Origin of the sequence: Bifidobacterium sp. ESL0732 (assembly GCF_029395535.1) — a bacterium.
Classification (GTDB): domain Bacteria; phylum Actinomycetota; class Actinomycetes; order Actinomycetales; family Bifidobacteriaceae; genus Bifidobacterium.
This window is the reverse complement of the sequence record NZ_CP113920.1, coordinates 1,079,580-1,099,188: the sequence shown is the minus strand read 5'-3', so window position 1 is coordinate 1,099,188 and position 19,609 is coordinate 1,079,580. Positions and strand designations below refer to the sequence as shown.

At 54.7% G+C, this 19,609-nt stretch carries 17 protein-coding genes; 6 read left to right on the top strand and 11 right to left on the bottom strand.

The window, feature by feature from the left end:
- Positions 1–138: 138 nt before the first annotated feature.
- The 5 genes from hemW to lepA all read right to left on the bottom strand — a co-directional run bounded on the left by hemW (position 139) and on the right by lepA (position 4,809).
- Positions 139–1,530 carry a radical SAM family heme chaperone HemW gene (hemW, locus tag OZX70_RS04215; RefSeq protein WP_277181981.1) on the bottom strand — a complete coding sequence of 464 codons (1,392 nt, stop codon included), beginning with the start codon at positions 1,528–1,530 and terminating at the stop codon, positions 139–141.
- 69 nt (positions 1,531–1,599) lie between these two features.
- Positions 1,600–1,890: a type II toxin-antitoxin system YafQ family toxin gene (locus tag OZX70_RS04210; RefSeq protein WP_277181980.1), complete on the bottom strand. Its 291-nt coding sequence runs from the start codon at positions 1,888–1,890 to the stop codon at positions 1,600–1,602.
- Positions 1,871–2,152 (bottom strand): type II toxin-antitoxin system RelB/DinJ family antitoxin, encoded by a 282-nt coding sequence (locus OZX70_RS04205; protein WP_277159529.1) that lies wholly within the window; start codon positions 2,150–2,152, stop codon positions 1,871–1,873. Before OZX70_RS04205 ends, OZX70_RS04210 begins: the two co-directional genes overlap by 20 nt.
- 74 nt (positions 2,153–2,226) lie before the next feature.
- Positions 2,227–2,910 (bottom strand): nitroreductase family protein, encoded by a 684-nt coding sequence (locus OZX70_RS04200; RefSeq protein ID WP_277181978.1) that lies wholly within the window; start codon positions 2,908–2,910, stop codon positions 2,227–2,229.
- Positions 2,911–2,916: 6 nt separating this feature from the next.
- Positions 2,917–4,809 carry a translation elongation factor 4 gene (lepA, locus tag OZX70_RS04195; protein WP_277181976.1) on the bottom strand — a complete coding sequence of 631 codons (1,893 nt, stop codon included), beginning with the start codon at positions 4,807–4,809 and terminating at the stop codon, positions 2,917–2,919.
- 261 nt (positions 4,810–5,070) lie between these two features.
- Between lepA and rpsT the strand changes: the two genes are divergently transcribed.
- Positions 5,071–5,331, top strand: coding sequence for a 30S ribosomal protein S20 (rpsT, locus tag OZX70_RS04190; protein WP_277144664.1), 261 nt, complete (start codon positions 5,071–5,073; stop codon positions 5,329–5,331).
- A 129-nt stretch (positions 5,332–5,460) separates the two neighbouring features.
- On the opposite strand, the gene OZX70_RS04185 is transcribed toward rpsT, so the two are convergent.
- Entirely contained in the window at positions 5,461–6,744 is a 1,284-nt protein-coding gene (locus OZX70_RS04185) for a type II CAAX endopeptidase family protein (protein WP_277181975.1), read from the bottom strand.
- Positions 6,745–6,898: 154 nt separating this feature from the next.
- Here OZX70_RS04185 and OZX70_RS04180 point away from each other — a divergent pair, with 154 nt between their 5' ends.
- Together OZX70_RS04180 and OZX70_RS08990 are read left to right on the top strand one after the other, a co-directional pair.
- Positions 6,899–7,516, top strand: a complete 618-nt coding sequence (locus OZX70_RS04180; RefSeq protein ID WP_277181974.1) for a DUF2975 domain-containing protein — start codon at positions 6,899–6,901, stop codon at positions 7,514–7,516.
- Between the two features lie 290 nt (positions 7,517–7,806).
- Positions 7,807–7,995, top strand: coding sequence for a helix-turn-helix transcriptional regulator (locus tag OZX70_RS08990; RefSeq protein WP_348519438.1), 189 nt, complete (start codon positions 7,807–7,809; stop codon positions 7,993–7,995).
- Between the two features lie 116 nt (positions 7,996–8,111).
- On the opposite strand, the gene OZX70_RS04170 is transcribed toward OZX70_RS08990, so the two are convergent.
- The 5 genes from OZX70_RS04170 to OZX70_RS04150 all read right to left on the bottom strand — a co-directional run bounded on the left by OZX70_RS04170 (position 8,112) and on the right by OZX70_RS04150 (position 15,300).
- The gene (locus OZX70_RS04170; protein WP_277181972.1) at positions 8,112–10,010 is read right to left on the bottom strand and encodes an ABC transporter ATP-binding protein; all 1,899 of its coding nucleotides are present in this window, start codon (positions 10,008–10,010) and stop codon (positions 8,112–8,114) included.
- A gap of 521 nt (positions 10,011–10,531) precedes the next feature.
- Complete coding sequence (locus tag OZX70_RS04165) at positions 10,532–11,248, bottom strand: TRIC cation channel family protein (RefSeq protein WP_277181971.1); 717 nt, start codon at positions 11,246–11,248, stop codon at positions 10,532–10,534.
- 193 nt (positions 11,249–11,441) lie between these two features.
- Positions 11,442–12,569 (bottom strand): branched-chain amino acid aminotransferase, encoded by a 1,128-nt coding sequence (locus OZX70_RS04160; protein ID WP_277181970.1) that lies wholly within the window; start codon positions 12,567–12,569, stop codon positions 11,442–11,444.
- 287 nt (positions 12,570–12,856) lie between these two features.
- Positions 12,857–13,528: a 50S ribosomal protein L25/general stress protein Ctc gene (locus OZX70_RS04155; RefSeq protein WP_277181969.1), complete on the bottom strand. Its 672-nt coding sequence runs from the start codon at positions 13,526–13,528 to the stop codon at positions 12,857–12,859.
- 317 nt (positions 13,529–13,845) lie between these two features.
- Positions 13,846–15,300 carry a DASS family sodium-coupled anion symporter gene (locus OZX70_RS04150; RefSeq protein WP_277181968.1) on the bottom strand — a complete coding sequence of 485 codons (1,455 nt, stop codon included), beginning with the start codon at positions 15,298–15,300 and terminating at the stop codon, positions 13,846–13,848.
- Positions 15,301–15,565: 265 nt separating this feature from the next.
- Between OZX70_RS04150 and OZX70_RS04145 the strand changes: the two genes are divergently transcribed.
- From OZX70_RS04145 to OZX70_RS04135, 3 genes are all read left to right on the top strand, one after another.
- Positions 15,566–17,200 carry an NAD-dependent malic enzyme gene (locus tag OZX70_RS04145; protein WP_277181967.1) on the top strand — a complete coding sequence of 545 codons (1,635 nt, stop codon included), beginning with the start codon at positions 15,566–15,568 and terminating at the stop codon, positions 17,198–17,200.
- 199 nt (positions 17,201–17,399) lie between these two features.
- Positions 17,400–18,332 carry a LysR family transcriptional regulator gene (locus OZX70_RS04140; protein ID WP_277181966.1) on the top strand — a complete coding sequence of 311 codons (933 nt, stop codon included), beginning with the start codon at positions 17,400–17,402 and terminating at the stop codon, positions 18,330–18,332.
- A 90-nt stretch (positions 18,333–18,422) separates the two neighbouring features.
- On the top strand, positions 18,423–19,460 hold the full coding sequence (locus tag OZX70_RS04135; protein WP_277181965.1) for an alpha/beta hydrolase: 1,038 nt from the start codon (positions 18,423–18,425) through the stop codon (positions 19,458–19,460).
- Positions 19,461–19,609 lie beyond the last annotated feature (149 nt).

Genomic DNA, 19,609 nt, shown 5'->3' with positions numbered 1-19,609 from the left:
CCAAATACTCCGTTACGAGTGCTCTCATAGATTAGCGGTATGGGATGTCAGGAATGTATCCATGTCCATTTTCAGGAAAAATCTTCCACATCGTGGACATTGCCGTTTTCTATGACCAATAGATATAAGATCTTCTGCCTAATTATCTGGGTACCAGCCGCAGGTATCGAGCACCTGCTCAATGACGGTATCGTTGAGCAATCGTCCTCTCAGCGTTGGGATAATGCGGTTGTTTTCGTGGATTTCTATCAAACCCGATTGCTCGATTGATTTGAGTTTTTGACGGTCAATGACAAGTCCGGAAGCCTGTTCGATTCTCGGGATATCAAGGCCCTCATGCAGACGCAACCCTAGCATCACCGTTTCTTCAAGGTTTTCCTCATGGGTGATGGCTTCGCTTCCCTGCCACGGCACGTTGCCGGCGTGCATCGCTTCGGCCCACTTGCGTGGGTGGGCGATATCCCAAGCCCGCATACCGAACTGGTTGGTGTCCGATTGACGATTATCCTCAACCTCAAATTGGGCATCGCCACTTTGAATCCCTATATCGATCGGCATCCCAGGCTCTACCGGAATTTGTTTTATATTCGGCTCGTCATGATTGTCTTGCAGAACTTCGGTTTTTCGGAATCCGTCTGCGTCAATATTGCGAGCGCCGTTACTGGCATGTTCTTGCCATGCGCCGACGCTCGACGTGCGGTAGTGCGAATGAGCACCCGGCCCGATGCCCGCCCAGTCTACGTTGCGCCAATAGCCCAAGTTGTGTCGACTCTCATAGCCCGGTCGCGCCCAATTCGAGATCTCATACCATTGCAGACCGGCTTGTTTGAATAGGTCATCGGCGATCTCGTATTTAGCTGCCTCGTCGTCATCATCCGGCTTGGCGATCTGCCCGGCCTTGATCTGCCGACCCATCTTGGTGGTCGGTTCGACAGTCAGTGCGTACGCCGATATATGGTTGACTCCCAGTTCAATGGCCGTCTCGACCGACTCACGCCAATCGTCCATACTCTCGCCGGGTGCCCCATAGATAAGGTCGACGCTGGAACGCAAGCCGACCTTGTTCGCCGCTTTGACTCCGGCGACGACATTGGCCGGCGTGTGCGTACGGTCGAGCGTTTTCAACACATGCGGCACGGCCGATTGCATACCGAACGAAATGCGTGTGAACCCTGCTGCCGCCAACGTTTCCAAATACCGTTCATCCACCGTATCGGGATTGGCTTCGGTGGTGATTTCCGCACCGTCCTCAATACCCCAGATTTCGTGCACCGCGCCCAGCATCTGTCCAAGGTCCTCCGCCGGCAGCAGCGTCGGCGTCCCTCCCCCGAAGAACACCGTCGAAGCCGCCGGCTCGTCGATGCTATGCCGCGCCTGCCACGCCCGTACCAGCCGCATCTCCTCGCAAGCGAGGTTCGCGTAATTGCCACGCGACGCACCAGAGCCCATGTCGACGGCCGTATACGTGTTGAAATCGCAGTACCCGCACCGCCGATAGCAAAACGGCACATGAATATACACTTCGAACATAACGTTTCAGTCTAGCGTGAGGACGATATTGGCTGGATAAAGTGCCCTTGCGTTTCTTGTCAAGAACGATTACTTCCCAAGCAATTGGCGGTGACTACCCGTCTCCACCAGCAGCAGAGTCAGTGTCTCATGTTTGACACGATAAATCAACAACCAGTCTGACTCGATATGCAACTCGCGGAAAACGCTCAGATTCCCTTTCAGCGCATGGTCATGGTATCGACGATGCAAGGTCTCCTTGTCCTCATTGACCAGCACACGCACCACCCGCTCGAGTTTGTCGAGATCATAATGCTTTCTGCCAAGCGCCTTTGCCTGGCGCAGAAATGTCGGCGAGCGCTCAATGCGTTGAAGTGCCACGAATCTCCTCCATCAGGTCGTCCACGCTGTCGAACGAGCGCGTCGGCTCGCTGGCAGCTTTGAACACCCTTTCCTCAAAACCCGATAATTCAGGACGAAAAGGCAACGCTTGGTCGACCACCGTCTGGTGCAGAAACATATTGAGCGCGGTCGACATGTCCAGCCCCAGCTTGGCAAAGACCGAACTCGCTTTCTCCTTGGTCTCGGTATCGGTTCTGAAGTTGACTCTGGTGGACTTCGGCGCACTTGCAGACAAACTCATAATTGCTCCTTACATGTCTATTGTATGTACGATGGTATCACATTAATATCAGTAGCGATATCATCAATCAGGAATCATGCCCACACGAAACCGGCATCGGGGCCGGCGCCGATTTCGAAATGGCATTTGGCGATGCCGAGGTCGGTACGGGTGCAGGGGCCGAATCCCTCTTTGGTCTCCACGGTGCGACCTTCGGATCGCAGGGCGAACGTGAATTTCTGCTGGTTCAGTGAGGTGGGCGCTAGCAACGCGGCCTCGACGCCGGCGCGGAACCAGGTGGGCGTCGCCATGCCATCGGGCACGCGCGCGACCTGGTCGTAGCGCTTGGACTTGTGCTGGTGGCCGTGGCTGACTCCATAACCCATGACGATGGCAAACCTGGGCCGCTCCCCTTGCTCCAATGCGACGTGCCTGCGCAGATGCCGGCCGAACTGCCGCACCCATCCGGTATCCAGTCCTAGCTGTGTGGCGCGCAACAGCACATGCGCGCCGTAATAGCCGCAACGTTCCTCCCAGTCCGACGTACGATCCGAGACGATGGCGACGAGGTTGCGGGCGCCTTTGTAGATGCCGTAGTCGGTGAGGAAACCTTCGAATGCGGCAGGATCGTTGAGCTTCAGCTGCATGCTCAAGTTACCTTCGCGGTTATATTGGTCGATGGTGTTTTGAAGCTCAACGGCAATATCCTGCGGAATCGGCTTGTCGGTATAACGCCGAACGGCATGACGAACCCGAATCACTTCACTCAGTTCCATCATGAACCTTTACTTCACGGCCTTTTCGGCGGCACGAATCTTGTTTTTGGTGTCGATATCCATGGACTTGTTGGCTCCGGCCTCGCCGGTGGATAGCGCGGCGACGAACGCCTCCTGCGGAACCTCGACATGACCGAGCATCTTCATACGCTTCTTGCCGGCCTTCTGCTTCTCGAGCAGCTTGCGCTTACGGGTGATGTCGCCGCCATAGCACTTGGCGAGCACGTCCTTGCGCAGGGCACGAATGGTCTCACGGGCGATGACGCGCGAGCCGATGGCGGCCTGAATCGGAATCTCGAACTGCTGGCGCGGAATGAGCTTGGAGAGCTTCTTGGTCATCATCACGCCGTAGCTGTACGACTTGTCGCGGTGGACGATGGCGCTGAACGCATCGACCTTCTCGCCCTGGATGAGGATATCGACCTTTACAAGGTCCGCGGCCTGTTCGCCGTCCTCGTGGTAGTCGAGGGAGGCGTAGCCTTTGGTGCGGCTTTTGAGCTGGTCGAAGAAGTCGAAGACGATCTCGGCGAGCGGAATGCGGTAGTGCATCTCGACACGCTCCGGGCTCAGATACTCCATCGTGCCCATTTCGCCGCGATGGTCCTGGCACAGGTCCATCACCGAACCGATGAATTCCTTGGGGGTGATAATGTCGGCCGCGACCATCGGTTCGACGATCTGCTTGATCTTGCCGTCCGGGAATTCGCTCGGGTTTTTGACCTCGTGCAGCGTTCCATCCTCTGTGGTGACTTTATAGGTCACGTTCGGAGCGGTGGAAATGAGGTCGAGCCCGAACTCACGGCTCAGACGTTCGACCACAATCTCCATGTGCAGCAGCCCTAGGAAGCCACAGCGGAAGCCGAATCCCAGCGCCACCGACGTTTCCGGCTCGTAAGTCAAGGCCGCATCGTTCAACTTGAGCTTGTCAAGCGCGTCGCGCAGTTCCGGGAATTGGGCGTTGTCAATCGGGAAGATGCCGGCGTAGACCATGGGATGCGGGTCACGGTAGCCTGGCAGTGGCTCGGTGGCAGGACGCAACGCCGAGGTGACGGTGTCACCGACTTTGGATTGGCTGACGTCCTTCGCTCCGGTGATGATGTAGCCGACCTCACCGGCGCCGAGCGCCTTGGTCGGGGTCATGTCCGGGCTGATCACGCCGATCTCGATGGGCTCGTGCGTCATACCGATGCCCATCATATGTACCTTTTCACGGCTTTTGAGCTCGCCGTCGACCATACGGATATAGGTTACGATGCCTCGATAGGTATCGTAGACAGAATCGAATATCAGCGCGCGGGCGGGGGCCTTGGGGTCGCCGTGCGGGGCAGGAATTTCCAGCACGATCTGGTCGAGCAGGTCTTTGATGCCTTCGCCGGTCTTACCGGAGACACGCAGCACATCACTCGGCTTGCAACCCAACAGGTTCGCGATCTCCTCGGCGTGCTTGTCGGGTTCGGCACTGGGCAGGTCGATCTTGTTCAGGACCGGAATGATGGTCAGGTCGTCCTCGATGGCCATATAGAGGTTGGAGAGTGTCTGAGCCTCGATGCCCTGTGTGGCATCGACCAGCAGCACCGCGCCCTCGCATGCGGCCAGCGCACGCGAGACCTCGTAAGTGAAATCGACATGCCCCGGAGTATCGATCATGCCAAGCGTGTATTCCTGCCCGTCGAAGGTCCACGGCACGCGCACGGCCTGTGACTTGATGGTGATGCCACGTTCCTGCTCGATGTCCATGCGGTCGAGGAACCGGTCGTGCATCTCGCGTTGTGGCACGATGCCGGAAAGCTGGAGGATGCGGTCGGCCACCGTGGACTTGCCGTGGTCGATATGCGCGATGATGCAGAAATTACGAATCAGCGATTGATCGGTGAATCCCGGTTTGTTCTTCGCCTCAGTCACTGATGCCACTCCTTCATACCCAAACGTTTCTTGGCGGAACCTCTCCGACTCCGCTTTTTCTTTTGCTACGTCTTATTCTATCGGCCGAGGTAGGCAAAGAGCTACCGGAAATTATTGCCGGGGAACATTATAAAATGCATAAGAAATCAAGCAATGATGAAACACGCAACTTCATTTCCTTCAAATACGCACGAAATATCGGCATAAGGTGTTATCCTAAAGTCTTGTATGTCCTTATAGAAAACGTTGTTTGGAGAAATTGTGGCAAACATTAAGTCGCAGAAGAAGCGCGTGCTGACCAATGAAAAGGCGCACAAGCGCAACGTGTCCGTGAAGTCCAGCCTGAAGACTGCGATTCGCAAGACCCGTGAAGCCATCGAGTCCGGAGACAAGGCAGCAGCCCAGGCTGCTTACCAGATCGCCGGCCAGAAACTCGACAAGGCCGCCAGCGCGGGCGTGGTTCACAAGAACCAGGCCGCCAACCGCAAGTCGAATCTCGCAGTCGCCATCAACAAGATGTGAGCTTTTCGCTTTAGGCATCGACCTTAGGGTCAGTAAAGACTCCTTCGGTTTCCGGGATTTCAATATCCTTTGGAAACCGGAGGAGTTTTGTTATTTGCACCGTCGGCTCCACCGCGTCGAACCCGTGGCTCAGAACGAAATCCTGGTCAGCGCGAAGAAGAGGAACGCCACCAAGGTGAAGATGAACAACGGTGAGCGCCAGCCACGGTAGGTGTGCTTGGGGCTACGGTTGCGGCGGTACCAGGCTATGATCTTGTCCTTGTTCACTACCACCAACACGATGGCGACGAAGAAGAAGACACCATCGAACGTCCACTGCGCCACGGTCTGCATGGGCTCGGCAAGCATGCCGAACAGCCTTCCGACTCCTTCGCAAATCACGAGATTGTAGAAGATGTGCATGCTCATCGACCATGCGACAGAATACTCGCTGGCCATCCAACCGAGCACCAAGCCCAGCAGCACGGCATTGAATCCTTGGCTGATGTCGCCATGGATGAAGCCGAACAGCAACGCTGACGTTACGATGGCGAAAATCCTGCCATAGCGTTCCAGATTCGGCATCACGATGCCACGCATCAGCAGTTCCTCGGTCACAGGCCCGACGAAACCCAACGAAAGCAGACCAAAGATTGAGCTGTTCACCATCTGGTCAATCTCGTCGCCATTGCTATGTTGCGACCATCCCAACAGATCCAGCGCGCCTTGGAAACCTTGGGCGAACAGGTCGCCGACCGCCGCGAAAGCCAGCATCGCGATAAGCAAGCAGAGCCACATCCGCCAGTTCATCGGTTTTCGGGATGAGAGACGTATCGTGAAACGCATTGACCTTGAGCCTTGCGATTTGTCGATATAGAGCTTCCGACACGCCAGTAGTACGACGAGGATGGCGATTGGCTCGCTGACGGTGCCGACCACGGCGTCTGTTTTCTTCTCCGGCATATGGCCAAGCATAGCGAAAACAACACCAATCACCTGCAATACGAGCCACAGCACTACGAAGCCCCAGATGATTGCGGCCTGGTGTCCCACATCGTGCCGTCGCTGCCCGTCTGGGCTCAACGGTTTAGCTTCAACTTGCGGCTGTTGGAATGGCGCAGACGGCTTGGAAGGTCCATCTTGAACATTCAATGCCGTCGCAGCTCTTTCATCAACTTCTCCTTCTGCAGCAACGGCGTTCTCACCACTTTCACCGTCAACGCCATCAACGCCGTCAACATGGCCAGAATCATTTAAACGGTCACCGCCTCCATGACAACCAGAACCATCTACGCCATTATTTCGGTTTATTTTGTTGACGTTATCCATGCCATTCGAAACGTAGGAGTTATTCGGATCTCGCGGAACGTCCGTGACATTCAACCCGTTCAAGCTCCCCATGTCACCTGTCGCCTTCTTCCCTGGCTCGACCATCTTCTCCTCCGCTTCCCGATTTTTTGGAATATATTCAAAATACCATAAACGTATCGAAATTCATAATTTTTTTAATGTTTATCATTAATTTTTTGTTGATTAGTGATATGCTCTTGCTATCAAGCAAGTTTGTAATCGATAAAGGAGCAACGCCATGTATGAAACCAATAAGGTCGACGCCTTCATCATGTGGGCCGCGAAAATCCTCGAATGGTTCAACATCGTCGCATCAGTGGTTCTGCTCGCCGGCGGAATTTTCCTCGGTGCCGGCCAGCCTTGCCCAGATTTTCTCAAAGACACCAAGCTTCCGAATATTTACGGCTTTGCCCTCGATACTACATTCCAAAAAGTCTCGGAACATAAAGTGGCACTTGTGTGGTATACGCTTGAAGGCATTGCCATATTGCTCATCGTGGCATATGCCGCCAAAAACCTCAGCGATGCTTTTAAAACCATCCACCGGCCGGAAAATGGTGAGGAGCCGACGCCTTTTCGGGATTCCATCGTCAAAAACGTACACAGAATCGGCTGGTGTTTTATATCTGTAGCCATCGTGATAGCTTCCGTTGATTTCTGGACTGGTTTTGTGACTGGATATACCGATGGAATGGTAGATACGTATGGAATCGGCACTCATAACGATTATTACAGCGATATCGCCAATTCCACCGATGGCTTTGGATATCTTATCATCGGGATTTTCATTCTGTGCATCACGCGCATTTTGAGATATGGCGAGCAATTGCAACGCGAACATGATCAGCTGATATAAGGAAGCGAATCATGATTTTCAAACAACACTCTGACCGTTCGACATCATACGATGCCACGTCATCTACAGACGACGAAAGCCAATCTGTAAAGGCTACAAACAACACTAGCCAATACGATACCGCTGCTTCCCCATCGGAAAACAAAAGTCCCAGACCATTGACGTATGAGGAAAAAGTACGCCTTGCCCAAGAACAACACACCACTACCGATGCGATTACCCCACCTTCTGAAAACGACAATGGGCCGAAAGAGCCTAAAGGCACTATCGTGCTGGAACTCGACAAGGTGATGGTCGACCGGCATATGTCGCTCAAGGATCTGGCGGACGAGGTTGGCATCTCGAACGTCAATCTCTCGAAGATCAAGAACAACCGTGTGGCAGCCATTCGTTTTACGACACTGGCCGGCATCTGCGAGGCGCTGGACTGCCAGCCCGGCGACATCCTCAAGTACGAGACAAAACAATCGACGCGATAAACGCCCGCTTAAACGACGAAAAGCACGTTTCTGGTCCGTTTTCGTGACTTTCGTCGTTCGCATGGAATTCGAATATCTGGAATTCCAGCGAACGCGATGACAGAATCCGCGGGCAATCAATGATTACAACGGGAAGTGCCTTCGATGTTCTCCGGACGCAGCATCAATGCGGGATCCTCGTGCTGCTGACTGACCACTTGGGCCTCATATAAACCGCGGTAATACGGGCAATCGGACAATAATGTCTCGTGATCGCCCTCTCCGACGATATCGCCGTCACGCAGGACGACGATATGACTGGCGTGGGTGATGGTGGTGAAACGATGGGCGATGAGGATGGTGGTGCGCCGCTGCCCTTCCTCCGTACTATCCGCCCGATCCAGCGAGTCGAAGAAATGCTTCTCGGAAAGGGCGTCCACGGATGCGGTCGGCTCATCCATAATAAGCAATGACGGCCGCCTGAACAAGGCGCGGGCCAGGGCGACACGCTGCCATTGCCCGATAGAAAGTTGGTAACCGCCTTCGAAGTGCCTTCCCAATACAGTATCCAGACCTTCGGGCAGTGACTGCTCCAAACCCTTCATCCCTACTAGATCAAGCGCATGTTCAATGGCGTCATCGTCGTCGATTCGATCCGGATCGCCAAATCCCACATTCTCACGTAAGGGCCGCTCGTAACGTATATAATCCTGGAAAATCGCAGAACACCGCCCGTACAATGACGAACGGGAATATTCACTGATATCCCTGCCGTTAATGAGAATCGACCCGGAAGTGGGCTCATAGACACGTAAAATCAGTTTTGCGATAGTCGATTTACCCGCGCCATTGAGTCCGACAAGAGCCGAACATTGACCGGCGGGAAGATCAAAAGAGACACCATGGAGAATTTCCTTGCCATCCGTGGAACCAGGATAGGCAAATCTTACGTTTCGGAACGAAACGGTCATGGGCGTTCCATCATCGAGTTTCTCGCCGCCGGAGCGAATCACAGCCGGCTGCGTGTCCATGAGATGAACCCAATTGCCGGCGTACAGCAGACTCTGATACATGCTGGAGACCGAAACCAAAATGAGTAATACCGATTGTCCGAATGACCCTGTCGCACTGATATAACCGGCCAGCTGCCCGACGTTACCTGTATGCATAGCCTGAAGCGCGCCCACGGCGACCGCCCCGATATTAGCCAGAGTCGTAAGAATCCCCAAGCCAAGCGCAATCCACAGATAGGTACGCGACATACCGAGATCCTGTTTGAGAAAACCTGCGATAAGCGTCTTATAACGCCCTGACAACAAACCGCCCAGACCAAACAGATGGACTTCCTTGGCCGCATTATCCGATGTCAGAATCGAACGATAATAGTCCGACAGGCGCTTTTCCCCTGCCCGCCGGTAATCGATATTGTACTGTTTGGAACTGGCCATCAAGGTGCCGATGGTACCTGGAATAGGCGCCAGCAGAAGGAAAAAGGCCACCCATTTGTTCCATGAGACCAGTAAGGAGAACACGGATACGATAGTGAGCAACGACTGTAGAAAATCACGTGCGCTATCAAATATAGTAAAGATATGTCCGCCGGTATCCCCTCCGGCCCGCTGTATGCAATCGTTGGTCTGTGCATCCTCGAACTGCTGCGTTTCCAGCGTAGTGAGCTTATCGATGATACTGCAATTGGCGCGGTAGGAGAGTTTTTCTCGAATTGAGTCGGATAGGTATTTAATGACGTTCTCGGCCACGAACATTCCCACTAGGACCACGGCGAAAAGCACCGCCGAATCGACAACCTTCGCAAGCACACCCGTAGCCACGGAATTTACGATCTGTGTTGTGGCCAAAATCTGTAGGGGCGACAGCAGGGCCCGCACCACAGTAAGAATGAGGAGGACAATGACGGATATCGGCGCCACTGCCATCAATAGCCGTAATGACCTTCGCAATGTCGTCAGAGACGGAATGCGAGAACGCCCCTTTGCCGCAGGCTTATCATTCCTTGTACTATCACCAATCTGCACGCTACTCCCCTTCGAGTCGATTCAATGGATGCGGTAAGCCAATTATACGAATCAGCCAATAAACATCTTTTTCGAATTGTCCACCTGACCCATATATGTGATTGGAGTGCAATAGTGATTCACAAACTCTTGCCTAAAAGCCTTCAGACAGTCACGTCTTTGAGCTGAAAGTCTGGTGTCAGGTGCATCTATTTTCCCAACTTGCGCGGACAACAAATGCTTGTAATAAGCTATGCATGATTTTACCCGTTGCCAACAGTGATCATTACTCTGATCATTCTTGATACCGGTATTTAATAATGAGATTGCCTGGACCGAAGAGCAATTGAACTCTATTTCTGCGACCCGTGACTAACTCTCCTCCCCTTACCTCTGACACTCAAGCATAAAAAGATGTAAACTCCACACATCAACAAGTCCCCCACAATGCTTACTAAGCACTGTCGACGCGATTGGTTTTTCTTACGAAACATGTAATCTCAATCGAACATTGGTTGACCAATCAACAATGGTCACAAATTTTACTTGTTGTTGTCACTTTTCTCGTCCTCATCCTCCTTGACAGGCAACGGCAGATACGTACGGTTCCGTCTGATGGCACCTGGCACCTTCCAGTCGAAACGGACAGAGAGCACGCGCAGGATGACGACGAAGGAGACGATAGCGATGTCACCAATGACCTGCACTGTGAAATTGATCGCGTGATGCTCATAGGTTCGCGTAACGAACACCGTCAACACGCTGCCGATCAACGCCGGAACTGCATACCAATGGCTGTCACGGATGACCGATGGGACGTCGTTGATCAGGATGTCACGAATAAGGCCTCCCCCGATGGCCGTAATCAGTCCCATAAACACCGCCGTCATGCCTGACGTGTGGTAAATCAACGCCTTTTGTGTGCCGTTGACCGTGTAGAGACCAAGCGCCAGTGCGTCAAGCGCGACCATGATCCATTTGAGCCGGTCGACTTCCGGATAAATGATGGCGACCGTGATGCTGGCCAACAGCGAAGTAACGACCAGCCCCTTATTGGAAACGCCGACGGACGGGAATATCCCCAGCAGAACGTCACGAATGATGCCCCCGCCGAGGCCGGTGAGCCAGACAGTCATCAGGATGGCGATGAAATCGTACTTTTTCTTGACGGCGCAAAGCCCGCCCAACAAGCCGCAGCAAAAGGTCGCAATATATTCGATGGCCCAGAAAAAGACATTACTTTCCAGCGCCAACTGCATATCGCACATCCTTCGTCAAATTGCATAAAGACCAATAGCAAAGTATACCAAATATCAGCCAAAATACAGAACAAACGACCTGTGCCGTCATCACGATGAATCATGTGCCGACACAAGTCGTTTGCAATACGAAACTTAAAAGTTCCAAATCGGCTCTAAAGCTTGGACTTTAAAGCCTAAACCTTTAAATCGCTCAGCAGACCCTCCACATCCAGTCATGCGGATCTTCGATCTCGCCCATCTGGATACCGAGCAGTTCGTCGCGCAGCTGCAGCGTGAGGTCGCCGGACTTGCCGCCACCCACTTCGACGTCGAACGTCTCGGACTTGAAGCGGCCGATCGGGGTGATGATCGCGGCGGTGCCGCAGGCAAAGACCTCGGTGACCTCGCCGGACTTAATGTCCTCCAGCAGGTCGTCAAGCTTAATCATGGTCTCCACGACATCGCGGCCGTGGTCCTGCGCCAGCTGGATGAGCGAACGGCGGGTGACGCCGGGCAGGATGTTGCCGGTGAGCGACGGGGTCTCCAAATGGCCGTCCTTATGAACGGTGAACATGTTCATGCCGCCGAGCTCCTCAAGATAGGTCTTGGTGGCCGCGTCGACGAAGCAGACCTGCTCGCAGCCGTGGTCGGCACCGCGGTACTCGCCCAGTAGGGACGCCGCATAATTGCCGCCGCACTTGGCAAAGCCGGTGCCGCCGGGGCCGGTACGGAACCACTTGTCTTCCACCCAGATGCTCACCGGCTTGACGCCGCCCGGGAAGTACGGGCCGGAAGGCGAGGCGATGACGCAGTAGTCGACGGTCTGCGGGGCGCGCACGCCGAGGAACGCCTCGGAGGCGAACATATACGGGCGCATGTAGAGCGTATACTCGCGACGGGTCGGCACCCATTCGACGTCACGCTTGACCAACGCGGCGACCGAGCCCAGGAAATCGTCCTTGGAAAGTTCGGGCAAATACAGGCGCTTGGCAGAATTGGCGAAGCGCTCGGCGTTGGCATCCGGACGGAACAGCCAGGTGCTGCCGTCGGCGTGGCGATAGGCCTTGAGACCTTCGAAGCATTCCTGCGCATAATGCAGAACCGAGGCACCCGGATCCATGGCAAGCGGGCCATACGGCTCGACCCGGCGATCGCCCCAGCCGCTGGACTTGTGCCATACCATGTGGACCATGTTGTCGCTGAAAAGCTGGCCGAACGCCGGCTTGTCAATCAGCTTCGCGCGCTCGGCGTCGGTTGCGGGATGTGGGTTGTCAAGAACCTTGAAAGGCTCGGTCAATTGCGACAACGCTTGCGGATCATGATGGGTTTGCTCAGTCATTTGCACTTCTTCTTTGCTTCAGCCGCCTTGCGGCCGGAATGGTAGTTTGCCGTACGCTTGTGGCGCTTTGGTTATGCTGCTACCTTTGCACAGAACCGCACGGGCATGGTGGAATAGTTCACATTCTGAAAAATCTGCCCAAACGATTGAAAATGTTCACCCATGAAAAACCAGAAGACAAAATGACCCATGCAGCCCATATAAACGGACTGCACGGGTCAACATGAAGAGATTTACGGGCCAAAAAATGATCCAAAATCTCAGATATCGCTAACGATATCGGCTAATCACTTCTTGTCAGCGTCAGCAGCTGCGGCATCAGCAGCAGGAGCAGCAGCGTCACCTTCGGCTGCGGCGCCTTCAGTGCTTTCGCCAGCGGCAGCATCCTCAGCAGAAACTGCGGTGGTGGCGGTGGCATCCTCAGGAACCTCAACCGTGACGACGGACTCTTCAGAACTGATGTTGACGAACTCGACGCCTTCGGGCAGGTTGAGATCCTTGGCGAAGACTTTCTCGCCGTCCTGCAGCCCATCGACGTTGACGTCGATACGCTCGGGCAGTTGGTCGACGCTGGCGCGCACACGGAGCTGCTGGATGTCGACGAACGCGACAGCAGCACCCTTCGGAGTACCCACGGCGAAGACCGGGACGTCGACCTCGATCTTCTCGCCGGCTTTGACCTCGTAGAAGTCGATGTGCTCGACAATGCGCTTGACGGGGTTGCGCTGGACGTCCTTGACGACGGCCATCTTGGAATCCTTGCCATACTTGATGGTGAACAGCGCGTTCGTACGGCGCAGAGCCAAGGTGGTCTCACGCATGGGGAGCTTCACGAAAACAGGGTCGTTGCCGCCGGCGTAGATGGTGGCCGGAATCTGCTTAGCCACGCGCATACGACGGGCCACGCCCTTGCCGAACTCATTGCGGACTTCGCCTTCGATGGTAATGGTGTTTGCCATAATCTAATCTCCTTGAGATTTACCTATTATTATGTACTGCGTTGTTTCGGTGCACCGACGCGCCGAAATCACAGCCTCAAAGAGACCCAACATATTCAGCCCAGTCGATAACGGGAATCGCTTCCCCTCGCCAAAGCGCGACAGATATTCAAACCTGCCGAAACAACACTCAATATCATATCAGCCAGTCTGACATGACACCTCACATCGTCGATAATGGCTTAAAGCAATGTCTCCGATAACAAAATCCCGTTCCAACATTCAATGGCGGAACGGGATTTTTATAGTAAGAAACTACCGATACGGCGAATAACACATCACCAAAGACCGATGACCTTCCACCAGCCGACGCCGACGGTCAGGAAGATGACGGTGGTGACCATGGCGCAGATGATGCCCACACGAAGGAATTCGGAGGTCTTGAGATAATCAGCGCCGTAAATCAGGGCGGAGGGTCCGGACGCATAATGCGTCATGGCTCCGATCAGACCGGAAAGGGCACCAAAGGTGAGCACGGCAACGGGAGCAGGAGCGCCTGCCGCGATGGTGACGGTGACGAAGAGCGTGTACAGCGCGACCACCTGGGCCAGTTCGGAGGCGAACAGATAGTGGACCAGCACGTAGCAGATGCCAAGAATGAAGAGGACTGCATACCAAGGCATGCCACCTACCATGTGTGCGATCAGGCCGCCGAGCCAATCGGTGACGCCAAGGGTGCTCAACGGCTTGGCCATGCCGACCAGCACGCCGAAGAAGATCAGCGTGGACCAAGCGGACTTGTCGTTGGCCATGGATTTCCAAGTGATGATTCCCGTGCACAGCAGGATGGTGACGCCAAGGAAGGCGACCGTGGTGGCCGAGATGCCGGTCATCGAACCGGTGGCCCAGAGGATGAGCATCAGCACGAAGGAAAGCGCCATGACCCATTCCTTGGGGCTCAGCGAACCCATCGCTTTGAGTTCCGCTTTGGCATCCGTCTTGGCCGTAGGCACATGCTTGATGGTCGGCGGGAATATCTTGTAGATCAGGGCCGGAATGAGGATCAGGCAGAGCAGACCGGGAATAATGCAGGCGATCGCCCACGTTCCCCAGCCAATCGGATGGTGCATCTGCGCGGCAAGCTGGATCACCACGGGTCCGGCGGCCATGGAAGTGGCGAACATCGCCGAGGTAATAGCGTTGACATTGTTGGCCGTAGCGGAAAGGAACCCACCCAGCTTCTTGCGGGATTCCTCGGACTCGGTGGTCGATCCCTGAACCTCGCTGACCGATTGGATGATCGGGAACAGGATACCGCCCAGACGTGCAGTATTCGAAGGTGTGGCAGGCGCCAGCACCAAATCAGCTGCCGCAAGACCATAGGAGATGCCGAGGGAGGATTTGCCAAGCCATGAGATGAAGACCAGAGCGATGCGACGCCCCAGACCGGTCGAGACGAAGCCCTGTGCAATGAAGAACGCCGCGACGATCAGCCAGATCGAGGCGCTGCCAAGGCCCGAGAACGCCTCTTTCGAGGGATCCATCGCCCCGGTGAGCATGGCCACGGTCAGGCCGATGATGGCGACAGCGGAGGTCGGCAAAGGCTGGAGAATCAGGCCGAGAATCGTACCGACGAACACGCCCAGCATATGCATGCCGCCTGGGTGCACCCCTTGGGGAGGCGGTATGACGAAAATCGCAAGTCCGACAACCACGCAGACGGCGGCCTTGATGATCTTGGTCTTGTTAATGGCGATGGCTCCGGATGACGGAGCCGGGGAATTTGCTGCCATAGCTTCTCCTTAAACTAGTGGACGGTGCCTGATAAATGGGCTTCTTTGCCACTCAGCAGATCGTTTTTCTAGGCTATCCGATAGGCAATGTTGTCCACAAATAACATTTTCTAATATGCTTCAATCCTTGAAATTCCGACGTTTTATACAGATCAACCGTCGTGTATTCAATATTGGAAATATTTATTTGCGGAGCCGCCATCCTCTTGTATAGCGTGAACACGTAAGCACATGCTTCGGTAAAGACGCCGAGGCCTTTAAGAGAATGCGAGCGATGATGACAACGATGAACGCGTTACACGATTCCTTTGTCAACCGTGATCTGGCCTACTCCTACGACGAACGCAAGGAACTAGGCATCGATGGTCTGCTTCCCGCGGCCGTCCAGGACCTCGATCACCAGGAGGCCGTGGTCTATGAACGTTTCCAGTCAAAGACGACCAATCTGGAAAAGCGGATCTATCTGATGAGCGTATGCCGCAGGAACCGTAACCTCTTCTATGTGAGCATGGGTCGTCACCTGACCGAATACATGCCCATCGTCTACGCACCGACCGTGGCCCAGTCCATTCAGCGTTACACCGAGTTCTACACCGGCAGCGATGTGGCCTACATCTCCATCGACCACCCCGACCGCATCAAGGCTGCGCTCAAACAATATGCCGGCGAGCGCGAAATCGACCTTGTCGTGGCCACTGACGGCGAAGGTATCCTTGGTATCGGCGACTGGGGTTCCAACGGGGCGGAAATCCTTACCGGCAAACTCGCCGTCTACACGGCCGCAGCTGGCATCGACCCCTCACGCGTATTGCCAGTGATGATCGACGTCGGCACCGACCGCAAGGAGCTGCTCGACAACCCGAATTACATGGGTAACCGCTTCAGCCGCGTACGTGGACAACGTTACGACGATTTCATCGACGATTTCGTGCATGCAAGCCTCGATCTCTACCCCAACGCCCTCATCCACTGGGAGGACTTCGGACGTTCCACCGCGGCACCAATCCTCGAACGTTATCGCAACAATGTACTGACACTGAACGATGACATCCAAGGTACCGGCGTGACGATGCTGGCTGCACTCATCGCCGCCCGCAACATCGCGAAAACCGACTTCAAGGACACACGCATCCTGGTCTACGGTGCAGGCACCGCCGGTGTGGGCATCGCGGACCAGCTGGTCGAAGACCTCATCGAGCGCGGTGGCATCGACCCGGAGGACGCCAAGCGTCAGGTGGCGCTGGTCGACCGCTTCGGCCTGATCGAGGAAGGCCAGGACGACCTGACCGAAGGTCAGAAGAAGTATGCCCGCAAGCCCGGGGAATTCGCCGGACTCAGCGACCCGACTGACTTGGCAGCCATTGTAGAAGCGTTCAAGCCGACCGTGCTCATCGGCACCTCCACCAATACCGGTGCCTTCACCGAGGACGTGGTGCGCACGATGTCCAAGTACTGCGAGCGCCCGCTGATCTGCCCGATCTCAAACCCGACCGAGCTGATGGAGGCCAAAGCGGTCGATGTGATCAACTGGAGCGACGGCCGTGCGTTCGTCACCACCGGCACGCCTTCCGATCCGGTCGAATACGACGGTGTCATGCATTACGTAGGCCAAGGCAACAATGCGCTGATGTACCCTGGCATCTGCTTCGGCGCCATCGTGGGCAAGGCCAGCCATATCAGCCAGGGCATGCTTCTGGCCGCGGCATATGCCATCTCGGATATGATCGACGTCGACAAGCCGGGTGTGGCCGTTCTGCCACCGGTCAGCAGTCTCACCGAAATCTCACGCCGCGTGGCCTACGCGGTGGCCAGCGAGGCCATCAAGGAAGGTCTCAACCGTGAGCCCGTCGGCGACGTGAACGCGGCGCTGGACGCGGCCACATGGCATCCCGGATATTAAATTTCATCACGAAATATCTGTGATATCCCCCGTTATACCAATTAGGGTAACCGGATAAAAACCGTAGTCAGACAGCGAACGATTCGCTTTGCGACACCTTTTGCAGCGCACAGGTCGAATCGTTCGCTGTCAGCCAATCTTATAAACAATAATAATTTAAACTGGAATATATCAAGGGGGGGATAGAAGGGCGGATCATATGGCTCCTATAGAAAGTATTCGTGATCTCGAATTGTTCCGTCTGGTGTGTGAGCTTGGAAGCTTCACCGACGCGGCCGCCGTGGCCCATGTCTCCCAACCCACCGTCTCACAAGCAGTGAAACGTATGGAAATGCGGATCGGTTCGCCGCTGATTCGCCGCAGCCGTTTCGGCGCGGACGGCGATCTTGTCATCACTGCGGCAGGACGCGTGCTGGTCCAGCGCAGCAAGGCTATTTTCGACCAGATAGACGGTCTCAGCGACGACCTCAAACACCTGAATTCCCCCAGCCGCTATCGCGTCGGTCTGCCTCCCATACTTTCGAAATATCTGTTCGGCAATGATTCATTCGCGACCTTGGGCGATGCCGTGGGTGGCAACGTCGCCATCTCGACGGTGGGCTCACAAGCCATGTTGCAGAAGATCAAACAGCATACTGTCGATTTCGGAATTATCGCCGTCAGCGGGGATGCACCCGATATCCCCGGCATCGATATGGTCAAGGTGGCCAGCTCATCATTCGGTCTGGTGACCTCGCGCAACCGTAAAGGTACCACCCCACGCGTAGACATCGGCACGCTTCAGAGGGATGACGACGATCTCAATTTCGTGACACTCAACCACGAGTATGTCCATGCGCAAGCTTCAGACCAATTATTGAACGAGCTGGACATCCCCATGCCGACTATCGAGGTCTCCGATGTCAACATGATGAAATCTATCATCGCTTCAGACCAAGCCATAGGGTTGATGGCCTCCATAGCAATCGAGGACGAACCGGAATTCAGATTCGTGTCACTTGACGGCGCGCAACTGCCTTCTTTCGACATCTATTCTTTCATGAATCATGCGACCCGTCACGAACAAGGAGCCGAGGCTTTCTCCTCACTGGTCAACCGTCGTTTTGACAAGGAAAAGAACGGGAAAAACTGAAATCGAAATCATACTGGGATTCGCATAGCGATACTTTACAATGGAAGTGAAACAGCTCAACGGCTTGTCGTTCATGTCCAGGGAGGTCCTATGAGTCAGCAATCCACCAGCAAGACACGGCTTATTCAGCTCTTGGCCGGCCTGACGGTCTCTATCGGCACTTTCTATGCACTCGCCGACTATCTTTTCCGCTTTGTTCTCGAACCTGGCTCAAGGCATTCCCTGTTCAGAAGCAATCGACCGGACACAACCTTGGCCGCCCGACAGCCACATCACGACGCCGATGAAGAGGCCGAAGCCGCACGCTGGTTTGAGAATGCGAAACGCCAAGTGACCATCAAGGCGTCCGACGGCACGCAACTGCATGGCTGGATGCTCGATCCAGACTGTGCCAATCCTCCGAGCCATCTCTATGCCATCTGCTGCCACGGATTTTCCGGCGAACCGGCCGAAATGGCGAAATACGCGCATCGCTTCTCCAAACTCGGTTTCACCGTACTCACGCCGGCCAGTCGTTGCCACGAATTGAGCGGCGGTAAATACATCGGCATGGGCGCCTTGGAACGCCACGACCTTTTGCAATGGACAGATACCATCGTGGCCAACGATCGGAAAGCGCAAATCCTGCTCGACGGCAATTCCATGGGAGCCTCAACAGTCATGCTTACTGCAGGCGACCCGAATCTGCCAAAGAACGTTAAGGCCGCTATCGCCGACTGCGGCTATACCAGCCTTGAAGACCAATTCTTGTATAGCGCGAAGTATCTTTACCATGCACCACGACTTTTGGCCCGCCCGGTAATCAATATCATGAGTTCCATCGCACACCGACGCGCCGGATATGATTTCAGCGAGGCCTCTTGCGTTGAGGCATTGCGTCATACATCTATTCCGATGTTGTTCATCCATGGTTCCGCTGATGACTTCGTGAATCCGGCAAGCCTCGACCGCAATTTCCGTGCCTGTGCCAGCCCGATTAAACAAAAACTCATGATTCCCGGTGCCGCACATGCCATGTCCGCCTCGACCGACCCCGAACGTTACTGGAAGACTGTAACGGCGTTCGTAAGGGGAATATTCAAACTCAACAAGCCCAAAGGCGTTTCAGGATATATCGTTTTTAACTGATAGCACAATAGCAAATTTATTGATCAGTTCGAACGACAAAAGCGAGGAGACAAATCCGTAAGCCCGTTTTCCAATAATCTCAATATTTCCCGCCATTTATTTTTATGGATCAAAGACGGCCGGATTGCCTTGCAACATATGGGCTGGCT